This is a genomic window from Microbacterium lacus (assembly GCF_039531105.1).
Lineage (GTDB): Bacteria > Actinomycetota > Actinomycetes > Actinomycetales > Microbacteriaceae > Microbacterium > Microbacterium lacus.
Window position 1 is genome coordinate 1 of sequence record NZ_BAAAPK010000002.1, and the last position, 17,993, is coordinate 17,993.

Consider the following 17,993-nt stretch of genomic DNA (forward strand, 5'->3'; position numbering starts at 1 on the left):
ACCCGTCGCACTTCGTCTGGCAGCAGCTGGACTACGTCGCGTTCGTCCTGGATTTCGCCGAGCACATCTTCCACGTGCACGTGAAGGAGTCGATCACGAACCTCGACGGCCGCAACGGTGTGCTGGGCTCGCACCGGCCATGGGCCGACCCGCGCCGCGGGTGGACCTTCGTCTCGACCGGTCATGGCGCGGTGCGCTGGGAGCCCCTCTTCCGCGCGCTCAACGCGATCGGCTACACCGGCCCCACGAGCGTCGAGTGGGAAGACGCCGGAATGGACCGCCTCATCGGCGCCCCCGAAGCCCTCGCCTTCGTCCGCCGACTCAACGAGATCACGCCGCCCGCCGCCGCGTTCGACGCCGCCTTCTCGACCAAGTAAGGGCCGTCAGTCCCGGGCGGGGAAGCGCGCGTCGAGCCATGCGAGGAGGTCGGCGAACACGCGCGCCCGATCGACCTCGTTGAAGATCTCGTGCCGCATGTCCGGGTAGACGAACGTCGTGACATCCGTGAAGCCGGAGCGGGTGCGGTAGGCGTCGGCGAGCTTGTGCACGCTGACGGGACCCCCCACGGTGTCATCGCGCCCCACCATGAGGAGCGTCGGGATGTCGCGGCCGAGGTTGCGCTTCGGCTTGCCCATGAGGCGCGCCGCGTCGATCGGCCCGAACAGCTTCAGCAGCGGGGTGGATGTCGTCAGCGGATCGTCGAGGAACGCCTGACCGACCGCGGCGTCGGTGGAGAGCCACTCCGTGCCGGTGGCGTCCTTGTGCTTCCACGGCGCGTTCAGGTCGCCCGAGTTCAGCGAGCCGGGCCAGCGCAGCGCCGAGCCGCTCAGGACGAGCGCGTCGTACGCCTCGGCGTGGTCGTTCACGAGCATCTGCGCGAGGAACGACCCCCACGAGTGTCCGAGGAGGATGAGCGGCAGGTCGGGGTTCTCGGCGCGGATCAGCTCGGTGAACTGCCACACCGCGTCCACGGTCGCGGGCAGTCCGCCCTTGCCGAGGCGGCCCAACCGTGATGGATCCTCGCTGTGCTGCTTGAGACCCGTGCGACCGTGGCCGCGGTGGTCGTCCGCGTACACCGCGAATCCGGCGGCGGTGAGCGCGGCGATCAGGTCGCTGTAGCGGCCCGCGTGCTCGCCGACCCCGTGAGCGAGCTGCACCACGCCCCGAGGTGTGCCCTGCGCGGGATGGACGTCGTAGACGATCGCGATGCCGTGCGCATCGATGAACTCGGGCATGGTGCGAGTCTAGACAGCGCCCGCCGGCATCCGCCCTCGTCGACTGCCGCACCTCTCGACATCCGGAGATTGCTAGATAGACTAGCTAAATGACCGCATCGTCGTCCCGCGTCCGCTGGTTCGGGCTCGTCTTCATCAGCCTGGGCGTCGCCCTCATCATCGTCGACTCGACGATCGTCAACGTCGCGATCCCCGCGATCGTGGACGACCTCGGCATCTCCTCCACCCAGGTCCAGTGGGTGCAGGAGGCCTACACCCTGGTCTTCGCCGCGCTGCTCCTGCTCTTCGGAAGCCTGGCCGACAAGTTCGGCAGACGCCGGATGATGCTCCTCGGCATCATCCTCTTCACGATCGCCTCGGTCATGGCAGGTCTCGCCCCCTCGGGCGACCTGCTGATCCTCGCCCGACTCATCCAGGGAGTCGGCGGTGCGATGGTGCTCCCCACCACCCTGTCGCTCATCAACGCGACCTTCCGGGGCCGCGAGCGCGGCATCGCCTTCGCGGTGTGGGGCTCGACGATCGGTGGCATGGTCGCCGTCGGCCCGCTCCTGGGCGGATGGCTCACGACCGCGTTCTCGTGGCGGTGGGCGTTCGGCATCAACGTGCCCCTCGGCATCATCATCTTCATCGGCGTGCTGCTCACGGTCGCCGAGTCCCGCGAGCCGACCTACGGGAAGATCGACTACCTCGGCGCCGTCCTGTCGGTCCTCGTCTTCGGCCCGCTCGTGTTCGGCCTGATCGAAGGCCGCACATACGGCTGGTGGCTCACCGACACGCCCATGGAGATCGGCGGATTCACCTGGCCGTTCGACCTGTCGCCCGTGCCGATCGCGTTCGCGATCTCCCTCCTCGCGCTCGTCGGGTTCATCACGTGGGAACTGCACCGCAAGCGCACCGGCAAGTCCGTCCTGCTGGAGTTCTCGCTCTTCCGCATCTCGTCTTTCCGCAACGGCAACATCGCCGCGATGCTCATCTCGCTCGGCGAGTTCGGCATCATCCTCACCCTGCCGCTGTGGCTGCAGTTCGTCCTCGGATTCGACGCCCTGCAGACCGGTTTCCTCCTCCTCTCCCTCGCGATCGGGTCGTTCATGGCCAGCGGGTTCGCGGGAGCGACGTCGGGCAAGATCTCCCCGGTCACGATCGTGCGCGTCGGCCTCGTCGCCGAGATCATCGGCGTCGCCTCCGTCGGCCTCATCATCGGTCCGGACGCGGTGTGGGGATGGCTGATCCCGGCGCTGTTCGTCTATGGATTCGGCGTGGGCCTGGCCACCGCGCAGCTGACCGGCGTCATCCTGCAGGACGTCCCGGTCGAGATGTCCGGCCAGGGCTCGGGCACGCAGTCCACCGCCCGTCAGGTCGGCTCCGCGCTCGGCGTCGCGATCCTCGGCACGATCCTGTTCACCAGCACCGCCGGCATCCTCACGTCGTCTCTGCAGGAGCAGAACCTGCCCGCCGACCAGATCGACCAGGTCGTGAGCGCCGTCGTCGACTCCGCGGGCGGCGCGATCGCAGGCCTCGAGGCCAACCCGCAGACGGCTGACATCGCGGATGCCGCCAAGACGGCGTTCTCGGACGGCACCCGCCTGTCCGCTTTCGCCGCGACCGGGTTCCTCGTGATCGGGCTCATCGCGACCTTCTCCCTCGGCGGGGCGCACAAGACACGGGAGCAGCAGGACGCCGAGGCGTCGACGGAGGCCGAGGCGAATTTACTTAGCAAGGATAATGAACTAAGCTAAGGATCAATGACCGACAGCGCAGCATCCCCCCACGACCTTTCCCAGGAGGCGTCGGATCTGCGTATCGCCACGTTCCGCCTCGCCCGCCGCATGCGCACGCAGCGCGCGGTCGACTCGATGAGCGACGGCCAGTTCGGTGTGCTCGCCGTGCTGTTCCTGCACGGCCCGCATACGCTCACCCAGCTCGCCGACCGCGAGCGTGTGTCGGCGCCGGCGATGACCCGCACCGTGAACTGCCTGCAGGATGCCGGCTACATCACCCGCGGCGCGGATGAGAGCGACGGCCGCAAGGTCGTGATCGACCTGACCGCATCGGGCCGCGCCGTGGTCGATGAGACCGCCCGACGCCGCGACGCGTGGGTCGAGGAGGCGCTGGCCGAGCTCGAACCCGGCGAGCGCGAGACCCTCGCGAAGGCCGCCGAGATCATGGGGCGGATGGTGAACCGATGAGCGCCATGTTCCGGTCCTTCTCGGTCTTCAACTACCGCGTGTGGTTCATCGGCGCGCTCGTGTCCAACATCGGCGCGTGGATGCAGGCCACCGCGCAGAACTGGGTCGTGCTCACCGAGCTCACCGACAACGACGCGGCCGCGATGGGCATCACGATGGCCCTCCAGTTCGCCCCGCCGCTGCTGCTGGTCGGTGTGACGGGATGGGTGGCGGACCGGTTCGAACGGCGCAAGCTCCTCATGGTGACGCAGGGTGTGCTGCTGCTCCTCGCGATCGCGCTCGGCGTCATGATCCTCACCGGGTCGATGACGCTCCCGATCATGTACGGTTTCGCCCTCGCGCTCGGCGTCGTGACGGCGTTCGACAACCCGGCGCGGCAGGCGTTCGTCTCCGACGTGGTCACGCGCGAGAACGCATCGAACGCGGTCGCTCTGAACGCGGCATCCTTCAACGGCGCCCGCATGATCGGCCCCGCCGTCGCGGGCGTGCTCATCGTGGCCGTCGGGACGGGCTGGGTGTTCCTGGTCAACGCCGTGACGTTCTTCGGCATGATCATCGCCCTCATGCTGATCCGTCCCCACGAGCTCATGCCGCGGGTGAACACGGCGGGCGCCTCGCGCCTGGCGGACGGCTTCCGTTATGTCGGCAAGCGCCCCGACCTGATCGTCATCTTCGCGATGGTGTTCCTGGTCGGCGCGTTCGGAATGAACTTCCCGATCTTCGCCTCGACGATGGCACTGGAGTTCGGCCGCGACGCCGACGGGTTCGGGCTGTTGAGCTCGATCCTTGCGATCGGGTCCCTCGCGGGCGCCCTGCTGGCCGCGCGCCGCGACCGGGCGCGCCTGCGCGTCGTGGTCGGCGGGACGATCCTGTTCGCGGCGGCAGCCGGAGTGTCGGCGCTCATGCCCGGGTACTGGGCGTATGCCGCCACCCTCATGTTCACCGGATTCGCGGTGGTCACGATGCTCACGACCGCGAACGGCTACGTGCAGACCACGACCGATCCGGCGCTGCGCGGTCGAGTCCTCGCGCTGTACATGGCGATCCTGATGGGCGGCACCCCGATCGGCGCGCCGATCGTCGGATGGGTCGCGGCGGAGTACGGCCCGCGCATGGCGATCCTCCTGGGCGCTGCGGCCGCCTTGGTGGCGTTCGCGATCGGCGCGACCTGGCTCCTGGCGTCGGGGCGCGTACGCCGCAGCGAGAACCGGCGGTTCCGGCTCACGATCGATGAGACCCTGCCGATCGCGGTGATCGCGCCGGCACCGGAGGAGTTCTCGGATCAGGTCGCCGAGACCACCCCGCTGCGCCTTCCTCCCCCACCCCTGCGTCGCGCGGGCTGAGCCTCGCGCTCGCTTCGCCGAGCGCACGGCTTCGCCACCAGAGCACGACGTCCGTGCGCGAAGAACCCGTGCGCTCGGCGCGGGTTCGTGCACTCGACGCGCACAAGGAGCGGCTCAGCGCACCCCGATGCGCTCGAGGTGCGCGTTCGCGAAGCGGCGACCGGGGTCGCGGGCCTCGAAGACCGCGCGTGCGTCGGCCAGGCGCGGATGCACGCGCGCCATGTCGGCGGCGTCGAACAGGTGCAGCTTGCCCCAGTGCGGGCGCGCATCGAACGGCGCGAGCGCCTGCTCGACCGCCGGCAGCACGGCGCGGACGCCGGCGTCGTCGTTGTGCCACGTGAAGTGGATCGCGAGGAAGTCGCGCTCGTACGCGCCGCTCAGCCAGAGATCATCGGATGCCGCCGTCCGCAGCTCCGACACGAACAGGACCGGCTGCACGAGCGGCGCGAGCTCGCGCATCGCCTGCAGCGCCGCCGACGCAGAGGACCGTGGCACGAAGTACTCGCTCTGGATCTCGTCGCCGAAGGACGGCTTCCCATCCAGCCGGAAGTGCGGGAGCCGCTCCATCCACGGGCCCGGGACACCACCGAGCACCGTGAGATCGGGGAGCCCCTGGAGCGGGTTCGCCTCGATCACGCGCGTCCCGTCCAGCAGCACGTCCGCGACCGCGTCGTCGTCTGCCTCGAGGCGCGTCTTCACCCACACATCGCCGAGAAGCTCCGGCTCCCAGCGTGTGAACACCGACACGCTGTAGCCGGCGCCGGTCACCTCGTCGAAGCGCTCGAGCGCGGCATCCCACGACACGTTCTGGTAGACGTCCTGCCGCGCGCGGTAGGACGGCTGCACCGCGAGCGTGAGCGCCACGACGACGCCGAACGCGCCGAGCCCGACCGCGAGCGCCGCGAAGTCGGGTTCCCCGCGCCGCACGTCGTGCACGTCGCCGTCGGCGCCGACGAAACGGATGCCGCGCACCGCGCTCGTGAGGACGCCGTTGCGATCACCCGACCCGTGCGTGCCCGTCGCGGTCGCCCCACCCACGGAGATGTGCGGGAGGGAGCCGAGGTTGTGCAGCGCCCACCCGCGCCCGTCGAGCCAGAGCGCGAGCTCGCCGTAGCGTGTGCCGGCTGCCACCTCGACGGTGCGGGCGTCCTCATCGAGCACGAACCCGCCCGACAGCCCGGCGAGGTCGATCAGGGTGCCGGTCGTGTCCGGCAGGTCGGTGAAGGAATGGCGCGTGCCGAGGGCGTGCACCGGACCGTCGCCGGCGACCGCGCGCCGGACCTCCTCGACGCTGGAGGCGCTCACGATGCGCGGAGCGGTGTAGACGTGGGTTCCGGCCCAGTTCTGCGGCATCCCCTCACCCTACGCGCGCACCCGGAGGCGTAGCGTGGCCCGGGTGAGACACGGAATCGTCATCCTCCCCCAGACCGACTGGCCGGATGCCGCACAGAAGTGGCGGCGAGCGGAGGAGTACGGCTTCGATCACGCGTGGACGTACGACCACCTGTCCTGGCGGAGTCTCGCAAACCAGCGCTGGCACGCGACGATCCCGACCCTCACCGCGGCCGCGACCGTCACGGGGCGCATGCGCCTGGGCCTGTTCGTGGCGAGCCCCAACTTCCGGCATCCCGTTCCGTTCGCGAAGGAGCTGGCGACCCTCGACGACATCGCCGGCGGCCGCCTGATCGTCGGGGTCGGCTCGGGCGGGACCGGATTCGATGCGACGGTGCTCGGACAGCGGATGCTGACCCCCCGCGAACGCCACGACCGATACGTCGAGTTCGCCGACGCGCTCGACACGCTCCTGCGGTTCGAGGAGCCCGGCTCGGGCGGGATCTGGTTCCGCGGCGACTGGTTCACCGCCGACGCCGCACGCATGGTGGGCGCGCCGGCGCAGGAGCCGCGCGCACCGCTCTGGCTGGCCGGCAACGGTCCGAAGGCGATCCGCTACGCCGCCGCCCGCGGCGACGGGTGGATCACGACCGGTGGGCCCGAAGAGGACCGCGAGGACTGGTGGCGCGGTGTCGCGGACCTCGCCCGCCGCTTCGAGGATGCCGCCGAAGCGGTGGGCCGGCCGCATATCGCCCGCGTCCTGTCCCTGGACAACGAAGTGGCGTATTCGCTGCGCAGTGCCGCCGCGTACCGTGACGAGGTGGCCCGGGCGGCCGAGCTGGGCTTCACCGACGTCGTCGCGCACTGGCCGCGCGAGAGCGGACTGTACGCCGGCGACGAGGCCGTGCTGGATGACGTTGCCGACCGCCTGGGGTCGACACGACCCTGACGTCCGCCGTCACGTGGCCTGGGCGTGCGGATACCGACCCCTATGCTGAGCGCCATGACTGCTCTCACATCAATCACTCAGCAAGCGGATGTCACCGGCCTCACCGCGGTGCAGGGCTTCTTCGGCCTCGTCATCTACATCATCATCGTCATCGCGCTGTGGAAGGTCTTCACGAAGGCCGGCTACCCGGGCTGGCTCGCGATCATCCCGATCGTGAACGCGTTCGTCCTGGTCAAGATCGCCGGCTTCTCGGCGTGGCTCGGGCTTCTGTACCTGATCCCGATCGTGAACATCATCTTCCACATCATCGTCTCGCTCCGCGTCGGCAAGGGGTTCGGCCAGGGTGCGGTGTTCTCGATCTTCCTGCTGTGGCTCCTCTCCGCGATCGGCTACCTGATCCTGGGGTTCGGCTCGGCGACGTACGACAAGAACCGCGTCACCGCCTGAGCGGTCCCGCGCACACGGGCGCGTCCGGCTTCGGCCAGGCGCGCCCTCAGCGTCTCGGCGTCCATCCGGACGGCAACGGGCCGTCCGGATCGGCGCGTTCCCGGTCGGCCCGAGCCGACCAGCCCTGCGCGGCATCCGTCCCGTCGAAGCCGCCGCGTGCGAACCGCACGCCGACGTCGTCATGGTGCATGCGCGGAGCCCCGCCCCGCCGCGTGGAGGCGCGCACGCTCCACGCGTCATCTGCGTATCCGCCGCCGCGGAAGACGCGGTACTGGTCGTACCGGGCGGGGTCCAGGAGGTCCCAGCACCACTCCCAGACGTTGCCGAGCGTGTCGAACAGTCCGTTGAGATTCGGGAGCTTGCCGCCGATCTCCTGCGGCGCGCTCACCCCGTCCGCCGCGGTCCAGGCGACCTCGGCGAGCGGACCGTAGTGCGGCCCGGTCGACCCCGCGCGGCACGCGTACTCCCACTCGGCCTCGGTCGGCAGGCGGTAGCCGTCGGAGTCGACATGCCACGTGACCTCCTCGCCGTCGAACGTGTACGCCGCGTCGAGGCCTTCCCATTCGGAGGCCGCATTGCACAGTCGGACCGCGCGGAGCCAGCTGACATCGGTCGCGGGACGCCGCGGGTGGCGCGCCGGCTCGCCGAGGAGCTCCGCCTGCAGCTCCTGCGTGACCGGATACACGCCGATCTCGAAGCCCTCGAGCTCGACGGTCCACCGGCGCTTGCGCCGCGCATCGTGCAGGGTGACGCGTCCCGGCGCGATGCGCGCCATCTCGATGTCGGTCACGCTTCGCGCGTGATCGTGACCTTCACGTGCAGCTGGGACTTGAACGGACCCGCGTACACGCCCCGCAGCGGCGGCACGTCGTTGTAGTCCCGGCCGCGCCCGACGAGCACGTGACGGTCGCCGATGTCGAGGTTGTTCGTGGGATCGAAGCCCTGCCAGTCGCCCGCGAACCACTCCACCCACGCGTGGGACTCCCCGGTCACCGGAACCCCGACGTCCGCCTCGGGGCGCGGGTGCAGATAGCCCGACACGTAGCGGGCCGGGATGCCGACCTCGCGGAGTGCGCCGAGCGTGATGTGCGCGATGTCCTGGCAGACGCCCTTGCGCGCCTCCCACGCCTCTGCGGCCGTGGAGTGCACACCGGTGATGCCGTGCATGTACTCCACCGCGTTGCCGATCGCCATCGCGATCTCGTGCGCCGCGACCGCCGGCCGATCGTGCTGGGCGGCGATCGCCCGCGCGATCTCGGCCACTTCGGCGTGCGGACGGGTGCGGGCGCTCTGACCGAGCTGCTCGACGGTCTCGATCGAGCGCGCCGCCTCGGCGTGCAGCTGGTCCCACGTGATGTCGGGGTGCGCGAGAGGGCGCGGCCTGACCTCCACGAGCGAGCGCGCGGTGATCGTGAGCGACGAGTGCGGAGAGAGGACGTCGAAGGACGCCACGCGCGTGCCGAAGTAGTCGACGTAGTGGTTGACGGATGCCGACGGCTCGATGTCCAGCGATGAGCTGAGCACGAACTGGCTGTCGGTCGATCCGGGCAGCATCCGCGCTTCGTTGTACGACGCCGAGACGTCGCCCTGGTACGTGAACCCGGTCTGATGCTCGATCCTCAGGCGCCTCATGAGGTCTCTCCGATCCAGTTCGGCTCGGCCTGCGTCGGGAAGAAGCGCGCCCTGATCGCCTCGGACGCCTCGCGCGTCACCTTCTGGACGCGGTCCATGTGCTCGGGCAGCTCGTTCAGGATCTCGCTCACCGGTCGGTACTCCAGGTCATTGCGGATGCGACCGAGCGCGCGGAGCACCGTGTTGGAGTGGCCGACACGGTCCGCGCGCGGGTCGATCGCACTCATGCAGTCCTCGGCGCGCGAGATCGAGTAGATGATCGACCGCGGGAAGAGCCGGTCGAGCAGCAGAAACTCCGCCGCGTTGGTCGCGCTCGGCATCCCGCGGTAGGTCCGCAGGTACGCCTCGTACGCGCCGCACGAGCGGAGGATCGTCGTCCAGGACGGACCGGAGGCCTCGGTGAGCGACCGGGTCGCGAGCAGGCGCGCGGTCATGTCCGCACGCTCGATGCTCCGGCCGAGCGTGAAGAACTGCCAGGCTTCGTCGCGGCTGGTCGAAGAGTCGACGATGCCGACCGCGAGCGCGGAGCGCTCCCTGACCCACTGGAAGAAGCCGTGCACCTTGTCGGTCTGCAGGCGTCGCGGCATCCGGGAATTGGTCGTGTTGAGCGTCTCCCACAGCTCGGTCGAGACGATCTCGCGCGCGCGGCGCGCGTTCTCGCGGGCCGACGTGAGCGAATAGGCGATGGATGCCGAGTTGTTCCGGTCGACCGCGAGCCGGGCGAGCACGTCCTCGCGGCGGACGATCTCGCCCGGCGGAGGCGGGATGGATCCCATGACGAGCAGGAGCGACCGGCAGGCGGTGTCCTCGTCGATCCAGGGATCCTCCAGCAGCAGCTGGAGGTGCACGTCGAGGATGCGGGCGGTGCCGTCGCTGCGCTCGATGTAGCGGCCGATCCAGAACAGGCTCTCGGCGATGCGGCTCAGCATGAACGGTCCTCACTCTGTCCGCGAGACTGCAGCGGCGCGCCGAGACCACGGGGATTCCCCTGCGTCTCGGCGTCCGGATGCGGTCTCGCGGGTGAATCGGCCTGCTGCTGCTGTTGCTCCTGCTGCTCGGTGCGCGAAGCCGAGCGGTCCTGCGGAGAATGCGCCGGCGGGGGCTGCCCGTCGTAGATGATCGGGATGGCGGCGGTGACCGTGGCCGCCTGATCGGCGACGAGGCCGGCCAGGCCGCTGCCCTGACCGTATTCGACATGGCTCGGCGCGGAACCTCCGACGATCCAGGTGTCCTTCGAGCCGCCGCCCTGGCTGGAGTTCACGACGAGCTGTCCTTCCGGCAGCGCGACGCGGGTGAGACCGCCGGGAAGCACCCACACGTCTTCGCCGTCGTTCACCGCGAACGGGCGGAGGTCGGCGTGACGCGGGCGCATGCCGTCCTCGACGAGCGTCGGGATCGTGGAGAGCATCACGACCGGCTGCGCGATCCAGCCGCGCGGATCGGCGAGCAGGCGCTGCCGCAGCGCCTCGAGCTCGGCGGGCGATGCGTCGGGGCCCACGACCAGGCCCTTGCCGCCGGAGCCGTCGACGGGCTTCACGACGAGTTCGGGCAGCCGGTCGAGCACTTCTTCCAGAGCGCCCGGATCCTCCAGCCGCCATGTGTCGACGTTCTTGAGGATCGGCTCCTCCGCCAGGTAGTAGCGGATGAGATCGGGGACGTAGGTGTAGAGGAGCTTGTCGTCGGCGACGCCGTTGCCGACCGCATTCGCGATCGTGACGTTGCCCAAGCGCGCGGCGAGCATGAGCCCCGGCGCTCCGAGCATCGAGTCGGCGCGGAACTGCAGCGGATCGAGGAACTCGTCGTCGACACGCCGGTAGATCACGTCGACGCGCTGGGGTCCGCGGGTCGTGCGCATGAACACCTTGCCGCCCACGCACAGGAGGTCGCGCCCCTCCACGAGCTCGACGCCCATGAGGCGGGCGAGCAGGGTGTGCTCGAAGTAGGCGGAGTTGTAGACACCCGGGGTCAGCACGACGACGTTGGGGTCCTCGATGCCCGCCGGCGCCGAAGCGCGCAGGGCGGCGAGGAGCTTGTTCGGGTAGTCCCCGACCGGACGCACGCGCATCGAGACGAACAGCTCGGGGAGCGTCTGAGCCATCACCCGGCGGTTGGAGATCACGTAGCTCACGCCGCTCGGAACGCGGACGTTGTCCTCGAGCACGCGCATCTCGCCGTGCTCGTCGCGGATCAGATCGATGCCGGACACCTGGATGCGCACGCCGTTCGCGCTCTGGATGCCCGCCGCCTGCCGGTAGAAGTACTGCGACGAGGCGATGAGACCCGCGGGCAGCACGCCGTCGCGGACGCAGTGCTGACGTCCGTACGCGTCGTCGAGGAACGCCTCGAGCGCCTTGACGCGCTGCTTCACCCCGGCTTCGACGCGCGACCACTCGTCGTACGTGATGACCCGGGGTACGGCATCCAGCGGGAAGGGCCGCTCCTCGCCCGCGAAGTCGAACGTGACCCCCTGGGCGAGGTAGGAGCTGGCGAGCGACTCGGTGCGTCCGCGGAGCTCCTCCTGCGTCATCTGGGCGAGGGCCTGGTACAGCTCGCGGTAGGCCGCGCGCGACTCCGCGGGGTCGCCGGGATGCGTCGGCGCACCGAACATCTCGTCGAACGCGGGGATGCCGGACGCCGTCTTTCGGGGCGCCAGAGTGGAGCCGTAGCCGTCGAAGAGATCACCCATGCGACGACTCTAGTCCGGGGCTTGTTGCCCGCGTGTTTCGCCTGCACGGGCGGATCCGGGCCATTCCCGGCCGCACGCGCCCGCGCGGTCGTAGGCTCGTGACGTGGCGCGTGCAACGAGGACTTCTCCCGCCGCGGCGGCGGTCGCGGGGATCGCCGCGGCCCTGTTCGGCGCGGGTGTCGGCGAGATCGTCGCGGTGTTCGTCGCCCCGGCGGCGAGCCCGGTCGCGGTGATCGGCTCCGCCCTGATCGACTTCGCACCGGCGTGGGCGAAGGAGACGGCGATCGCCCTGTTCGGCACCGCCGACAAGATCGCGCTCATCGTCGGGATCAGCATCGTGCTCGTCCTCGTCGCCGCGATCGCGGGGCTGATCGAACGCGCGCGTCCGCCGTTCGGGCTCGCGCTCATGATCGTCTTCGGCGGTGTCGGGGTGCTCGCGGCCATGACGCGCGCGAATCCCGGCCAGCTCGACTGGGTCCCCTCGCTCTCCGCGGGCGTGGCCGCGGCGCTCGCGCTGAACCTGCTGATCGCCCGTCTTCCCGAACGCGCGACCGCACCGGCGGAGGACGTCGGATCGGATGCCGAGGAGACGGCGGTCCGCCCGGCGGCGGCATCCCGTCGCACCTTCCTGCTGTGGACCGTGGGCACCGCCGCGGTCGGCGTGCTCGCGACCGTCGGCTCGAGCGTCGCGCGGGCGGGCTCGCGCGCGGTGACGGCGGTGCGCGAAGCGCTCACCCTGCCGACGCCCGCCGTCGCAGCAGCCCCCGTCCCGGCAGGTGCCGAGCTCGGCATCACGGGGCTCGACCCGGTGGTCACCCCGAACGACCGGTTCTACCGGATCGACACCGCGCTGATCGTGCCGCAGATCGACCCGGCGGAGTGGAGCCTGCGCATCCACGGCATGGTCGAGAACGAAGTGACCCTCACGTGGGACGAACTGCTCGCGCTCCCGCTCGAAGAGAGCCACACGACCCTCGCCTGCGTGTCGAACCCCGTCGGCGGCGACCTGATCGGCAACGCGCTGTGGCTGGGGTACCCGATCCGCGAGCTCCTGGCCCGGGCCGTGCCGCAGGCGGATGCCGACATGGTGCTCTCCCGCTCGATCGACGGCTTCACCGCGAGTTCGCCGATCGAGGCGCTCACGGACGAGCGGAATGCGATCCTCGCGGTCGGGATGAACGGTGAACCGCTCCCGCCCGAGCACGGCTTCCCGGTGCGGATGGTCGTGCCGGGCCTGTACGGCTACGTCTCGGCGACGAAGTGGGTCACCGAGCTCGAGGTCACGCGATTCGACAAGGCCACCGCGTACTGGACGACCCGCGGGTGGTCCGAGCGGGGACCCATCAAGCTGCAGTCGCGCATCGACGTCCCCAAGAAGCAGCAGGGCATGAGCGCGGGCGACTCGGTGATCGCCGGCGTCGCGTGGCAGCAGCAGGTCGGCATCTCCGCGGTCGAGGTCCAGATCGACGAGGGCGAGTGGCAGCAGGCGACGCTCGCCACCGCGATCTCGAACGACACGTGGGTGCAGTGGAGCATCCCGTGGACGGCGACCGTCGGCGATCACCTGATCCGCTGCCGGGCCGTCAGCGCGACGGGTGAGGTGCAGACCGCCGACGTCTCGCGCGTCGATCCCGACGGCGCGACCGGCTGGCACGAGCGCTTCATCTCGGTCTTCGCCTGACCGGCCGCACGCAGCGGTGCGGCATCCGTCCCCGGAAGAACGGATGCCGCACGGGTGCTGTCAGTGCTCGGCGCGGGTCTTCCGTCGGCGTCGCATGAGCAGGGCGCCCAGTCCCAGGAGCAGCAGGGCGAGCCCGGCGAGCGGCGTCACATCGACTCCGCCCGTCGTCGCGAGACCGCCCGCACCGCCGGAGGCCTGACCACCGGACGCGCCGCCGGTGGAGCCCGTACCGGTCCCGGTCCCGTCACCGTTCCCGTTTCCGTCGCCGTCACCGTCGCCACCGCCGCCGGTGGTCGGGTCGGTGACTTCGGTGAGCACCTGTACCTTGTCCAGGCTCACTGCGCCCTCGGGCGCGGCGAACAGCGACAGGCTCGTGGCGTCCGGCAGCGGAGCACCGGCGACCTCGATCTCGTAGCCGGTCACCGCCGTGCGACCGAAGCCGTCGTCCGCGGCGCCCTCCTGCTGCTGAGCCGACCGCGCGAAGTCGGCGAACGGCAGCTGCACGAACCGCCACCCCGCCTCATCGTCCGTGAACGTCGCCTCGAACTTCTCGGTCTCCTGCGGCGCCTGGTAGACGCGTACGTAGTCGACCTTCAGCCGCTGCGGAAAGGCGAGGGTGTCCGCAAGCGGGCCACCGAAGTTGCCGCCGACCGCCATGTTCATCAGGAGGGTGAACGGGTGCTCGTACACCCAGTCGTTCGGCGCGATGTCCTCGGGCGTCGCGGTGTGGAACAGGATCTCCTCGCCGCCGTCGCGTTGCACGTACCAGCGGATCTCGCCCTCTTCCCACTCCACCGCGAACGTCAGCCACTCGTTGCTCAGGTCTTCACCGAAGTCGTATGTGTCGCCGTAGGCCTGGCCGCCGCTGTACCCGGGGCCGTGGATCGTGCCGAAGATCTCCTCGGGGAGTTTGCCGACGTACTCCATGATGTCGATCTCGCCGGTACGCGGCCATCCGACGTCACGGAAGTCGTTGCCCAGCGACCAGATGGCCGGCCAGATGCCCGCTTCGCCGTCCGGCATCTGCGCACGCGCCTCCATGCGGCCGTGCAGCACCTCGAGCTTGCCCTCGGTGATCAGGCGCGCCGAGGTGTATTCGCACGGTCCGTACCAGCACTCCAGACCCGAAGCCGCGGGCTCCTCGACCGCGCGGGTCGTGATCACCATGTTCCCCTCGCCGTCGTGCGCCGCGTTGTCGGTCGAGTCGCTGTAGTACTGCAACTCGTCGTTGCCCCAGCCCCAGCCGCCGGTCTCGTACGACCAGTAGCGGGAGTCGGCCCGGGTACCGGCCGGTGCGTCGAACTCATCCGACCACGCGAGCGTCCAGTCCTCAGGACCCGCGTCGACCGGCGTCGTGTCGTGGACGCGCAGCGTCACGCCGCGGCCGTCGCCCTGCCCGTCGTACCAGAAGCCGATGCCCTCCTGTGCGCTCCAGTCCTGCGGCTGGGCGAAGCTGCGGGCGTACCCGCCGGTGCCGTCGATGTCGAGCACGTTCTCGAAGAGGTCCTGCCCCTCGTACGCGTCGTCGTCGGATGCCGCCACGAGGCGCGTGGACAGCGCGGCGTCGCCGATCGGGTCCAGGCCCGCGGTGCCGTTCTCGAAGTCGTCGAGCAGGCCCGGCAACGGTGCATCGCTGTCCTGGATGCTGACCCGAGCCACCGCGAGCGGGTTGAGCTCGGCGCCCACGGGGTCGGAGAGCCGCACGAGGAAGGTCTCATCCACCTCCGCCTTGCCGTCGGCGAGCGTCGGGACCGTGATGACACCGTCTCGGGAGCCCGCAGGGATCGTGAGGGTGCCGCCCGTGCTCACGTAGTCCACGTCGGGCGTGGCCGGCGGGTCCTCGGTGGACGTGCGGTCGACCGCTTCTTCGGTGCGGTACGCCACCGTGACGTCCTGGTCCGCGGCACGGGTCAGGCGCACGAGCACCTCGGCGTCATCCCCTTCCGCGACCGTGAAGATCGCCCGGGCGGTGTTGATCATGAGCGGCCGGTTGGCGTCCGCCTGACCGACGAGCGAGATGTCGTCGATGAGGAGGTCGGGCTGGACCGGGGTGGAGGTCTGCTCGACACCGATGCCGATGCCGTGGACCTCGGTCAACGTGAACCCGTCATCCGGGGCGCCGTTGCCGATGTTCTTGCGGGTGAAGTCCGAGAACGGGAACTCCACGAACCTCCACCCGGTGAAGTCATCCGTGAACCGCACCGACATCCGCTCCGCGTCATCGACCGTCGAACCGGGCGTGCGGTTGTCCAGCACGTCCACGAACATCGGCGCACCCGAGTTCGACCCGCGCATCCAGAACCCGACACCCCGGTACGCCGACCAGTCCTGCGGCACCCACGTGGACCCGTCCGTGGTGAAGTTGTCGATCACGACCGCCCACGACGACGTGTCGAAACCCAACGACAAAGCGTCATTGCCCTCCGCCGCACCGAGACGACCGGCATCCGCCACCCGCTCGAACGACGGCACGTTGCCCGCACCCTGCGCCGCGAACCACCCCACCGGCGGCACCGCCGCCGGATCCCCCAGCACCAGCTCCGCCTCGAAGTCCTCCACGACGTCCTGGTACTTCACGAGCGAGATGTCGTCGATGAGGAGGTCGGGCTGGACGGGGGTGGAGGTCTGCTCGACACCGATGCCGATGCCGTGGACCTCGGTCAACGTGAACCCGTCATCCGGGGCGCCGTTGCCGATGTTCTTGCGCGTGAAGTCCGAGAACGGGAACTCCACGAACCTCCACCCGGTGAAGTCATCCGTGAACCGCACCGACATCCGCTCCGCGTCATCGACCGTCGAACCGGGCGTGCGGTTGTCCAGGACGTCCACGAACATCGGCGCACCCGAGTTCGACCCGCGCATCCAGAACCCGACACCCCGGTACGCCGACCAGTCCTGCGGCACCCACGTGGACCCGTCCGTGGTGAAGTTGTCGATCACGACCGCCCACGACGACGTGTCGAAGCCCAGCGCCAGCGCGTCGTTGCCCTCCGCCGCACCCGGACGACCGGCATCCGCCACCCGCTCGAACGACGGCACGTTGCCCGCACCCTGCGCCGCGAACCACCCCACCGGCGGCACCGCCGCCGGATCCCCCAGCACCAGCTCCGCCTCGAAGTCCTCCACGGTATCGGTCAGCACGCCGATCGCGCCGGCCGGTGCGGAATCGTCGTCGCGCACGGTGACGGTCGTCGCGGCAGCGCCGACCGTGGCGCCGGCCGCGCCGGAGAGCGCGACGGTGAACGTGCGGTTGCCGTCGACGGTCTCGTTCGCCGTCGTCGGGACGACGATCTGCGCGTCGCGCACGCCGGCGGCGAACGTGAGGGTGCCGCTGGTCGCGGTGTAGTCGGTTCCGGCGACCGCCGTGCCGTCGGCCGTCGTGAAGTCGACGGTCACGTCGCTCGTCGGCGCGGTTGACAGGCGCACGGGGATCACCGCGTCGGAGCCCTCGACCACATCGAGGGCGATCGTCGTGACGCCGACCGAGGGAGCGACGACCGTGCCGGCGTAGAGGCCGATCTCGTCGAGCTTGACGACGGCCTTGCCCGCGTTCGCCGGGAAGAGGAGTCCGCGGACGAAGTCGAGGTCGAGAGTGCCGTCGTTCGGCGCCCCTCCGTCCTGGTAGTCGGTGGCGTAGCCGAAGCTCGCGAACGGGAGCTTCACGAGGTTCCAGCCCGCGGGGCCGAGCGGCACCACGACGTCCCAGCGGTCGTGGACTGTGGAGTCGGCCGTGACCGCATCGAGAAGCTCGACCTGCACCGACGAGGCGCTGCCGTCGCTGTACATCCAGAACTGCACGCCGTCGTACGCGCTCCAGTCCTGCGCGGGCTGCCCGCCCGTGTACTCGAAGCCGATTCCTCCGTAGAACGGGTCGGCGGTGAGGTCGAAGCCGTACGAGAGCACGTTCGCGTTCGGCACCGAATCCGACCACGAGCCGACGCCCGAGTCGGCCACGGACTGCACCCCTGCGCCGGCGGCACCCCACTGGATGTGCGAGGTCGTGCCGTCCTCGAAGTCGTACAAGGTCGTCACGGTCTCCTCAGCGACCGCGGCCGCGGTGGGAACGAGCGCTGTCGCGGCGAGAGCCGCGAGGGTCGCCGCGGCGATGGCCCGGCGGCTGGGGTGTGGTCGGGTCAAGACAGACTTCCTCGTCTTCGGTGCGAACGCGTGAGAGCGCTCCCAGAGAGCGCTCTCACAGATTAGTGCGCGCTTCGCGGCCCTGTCAACGGCCATCTCCCCGGCGAGCGGTGCCCAAAGACGGCTGAGTGGGGCAGCTGTCGCCACGGGCGGCCCCGAACCGCCCCGCCCGTCACTCTCAGCAGTCGTTCGGCACGGGTGAGCGGCCGCGCACGGGCGAGCCGGCGAGCGGCCGCCCGGACGGCGCCGCGCCGGACGGCGGGCGGGTGAACGGGCCAGCCGGCGCGGCGCAGGCCGAGTGTCCGGGCGAGCGGACGGCCCTCGGCGGTGCGGCGCAGGCCGAACGGGCGGGCCGGCGGGCCGGC

Annotated in this window: 14 protein-coding genes; 7 read left to right on the forward strand and 7 right to left on the reverse strand. The window is 70.2% G+C overall.

Going from position 1 to position 17,993, the window contains the following annotated elements; translation table 11 throughout:
- The coding region (locus ABD197_RS15535; protein ID WP_344055886.1) for a sugar phosphate isomerase/epimerase family protein at positions 1-377 on the forward strand (377 nt) is incomplete at its 5' end.
- A 6-nt stretch (positions 378-383) separates the two neighbouring features.
- Here the strand turns inward: ABD197_RS15535 and ABD197_RS15540 are convergent.
- Entirely contained in the window at positions 384-1,235 is an 852-nt protein-coding gene (locus tag ABD197_RS15540; protein WP_344055887.1) for an alpha/beta hydrolase, read from the reverse strand.
- A gap of 89 nt (positions 1,236-1,324) precedes the next feature.
- Between ABD197_RS15540 and ABD197_RS15545 the strand changes: the two genes are divergently transcribed.
- From ABD197_RS15545 to ABD197_RS15555, 3 genes are read left to right on the forward strand one after another with little or no spacing between them, the layout of a single operon-like run.
- Positions 1,325-2,971 carry a DHA2 family efflux MFS transporter permease subunit gene (locus tag ABD197_RS15545; RefSeq protein WP_344055888.1) on the forward strand — a complete coding sequence of 549 codons (1,647 nt, stop codon included), beginning with the start codon at positions 1,325-1,327 and terminating at the stop codon, positions 2,969-2,971.
- A 6-nt stretch (positions 2,972-2,977) separates the two neighbouring features.
- A complete protein-coding gene (locus tag ABD197_RS15550) occupies positions 2,978-3,421 on the forward strand; it encodes a MarR family winged helix-turn-helix transcriptional regulator (RefSeq protein WP_344055889.1) in 444 nt (147 codons plus the stop codon).
- Between the two features lie 5 nt (positions 3,422-3,426).
- On the forward strand, positions 3,427-4,764 hold the full coding sequence (locus ABD197_RS15555; protein WP_425561043.1) for an MFS transporter: 1,338 nt from the start codon (positions 3,427-3,429) through the stop codon (positions 4,762-4,764).
- 114 nt (positions 4,765-4,878) lie between these two features.
- Here the strand turns inward: ABD197_RS15555 and ABD197_RS15560 are convergent, their stop codons facing one another.
- On the reverse strand, positions 4,879-6,117 hold the full coding sequence (locus tag ABD197_RS15560) for an FAD-binding protein (protein ID WP_344055891.1): 1,239 nt from the start codon (positions 6,115-6,117) through the stop codon (positions 4,879-4,881).
- 43 nt (positions 6,118-6,160) lie between these two features.
- On the opposite strand from ABD197_RS15560, the gene ABD197_RS15565 reads away from it, so the two are divergent.
- Together ABD197_RS15565 and ABD197_RS15570 are read left to right on the forward strand one after the other, a co-directional pair.
- Positions 6,161-7,045, forward strand: coding sequence for an LLM class flavin-dependent oxidoreductase (locus ABD197_RS15565; RefSeq protein ID WP_344055892.1), 885 nt, complete (start codon positions 6,161-6,163; stop codon positions 7,043-7,045).
- A gap of 54 nt (positions 7,046-7,099) precedes the next feature.
- Entirely contained in the window at positions 7,100-7,492 is a 393-nt protein-coding gene (locus ABD197_RS15570) for a DUF5684 domain-containing protein (RefSeq protein ID WP_344055893.1), read from the forward strand.
- A 46-nt stretch (positions 7,493-7,538) separates the two neighbouring features.
- On the opposite strand, the gene ABD197_RS15575 is transcribed toward ABD197_RS15570, so the two are convergent.
- From ABD197_RS15575 to ABD197_RS15590, 4 genes are read right to left on the reverse strand one after another with little or no spacing between them, the layout of a single operon-like run.
- Positions 7,539-8,282, reverse strand: coding sequence for a formylglycine-generating enzyme family protein (locus tag ABD197_RS15575; protein ID WP_344055894.1), 744 nt, complete (start codon positions 8,280-8,282; stop codon positions 7,539-7,541).
- On the reverse strand, positions 8,279-9,124 hold the full coding sequence (locus tag ABD197_RS15580) for a transglutaminase family protein (protein ID WP_344055895.1): 846 nt from the start codon (positions 9,122-9,124) through the stop codon (positions 8,279-8,281). The genes ABD197_RS15575 and ABD197_RS15580 overlap by 4 nt, the downstream gene beginning before the upstream one ends.
- Positions 9,121-10,053, reverse strand: a complete 933-nt coding sequence (locus tag ABD197_RS15585) for an alpha-E domain-containing protein (protein ID WP_344055896.1) — start codon at positions 10,051-10,053, stop codon at positions 9,121-9,123. The genes ABD197_RS15580 and ABD197_RS15585 overlap by 4 nt, the downstream gene beginning before the upstream one ends.
- Positions 10,047-11,810 (reverse strand): circularly permuted type 2 ATP-grasp protein, encoded by a 1,764-nt coding sequence (locus tag ABD197_RS15590; RefSeq protein WP_344055897.1) that lies wholly within the window; start codon positions 11,808-11,810, stop codon positions 10,047-10,049. The genes ABD197_RS15585 and ABD197_RS15590 overlap by 7 nt, the downstream gene beginning before the upstream one ends.
- 103 nt (positions 11,811-11,913) lie before the next feature.
- Here ABD197_RS15590 and ABD197_RS15595 point away from each other — a divergent pair, with 103 nt between their 5' ends.
- Positions 11,914-13,491, forward strand: a complete 1,578-nt coding sequence (locus ABD197_RS15595; protein WP_344055898.1) for a molybdopterin-dependent oxidoreductase — start codon at positions 11,914-11,916, stop codon at positions 13,489-13,491.
- A 60-nt stretch (positions 13,492-13,551) separates the two neighbouring features.
- On the opposite strand, the gene ABD197_RS15600 is transcribed toward ABD197_RS15595, so the two are convergent.
- Entirely contained in the window at positions 13,552-17,628 is a 4,077-nt protein-coding gene (locus tag ABD197_RS15600; RefSeq protein ID WP_344055899.1) for a carbohydrate binding domain-containing protein, read from the reverse strand.
- Between the last annotated feature and the right edge of the window lie 365 nt (positions 17,629-17,993).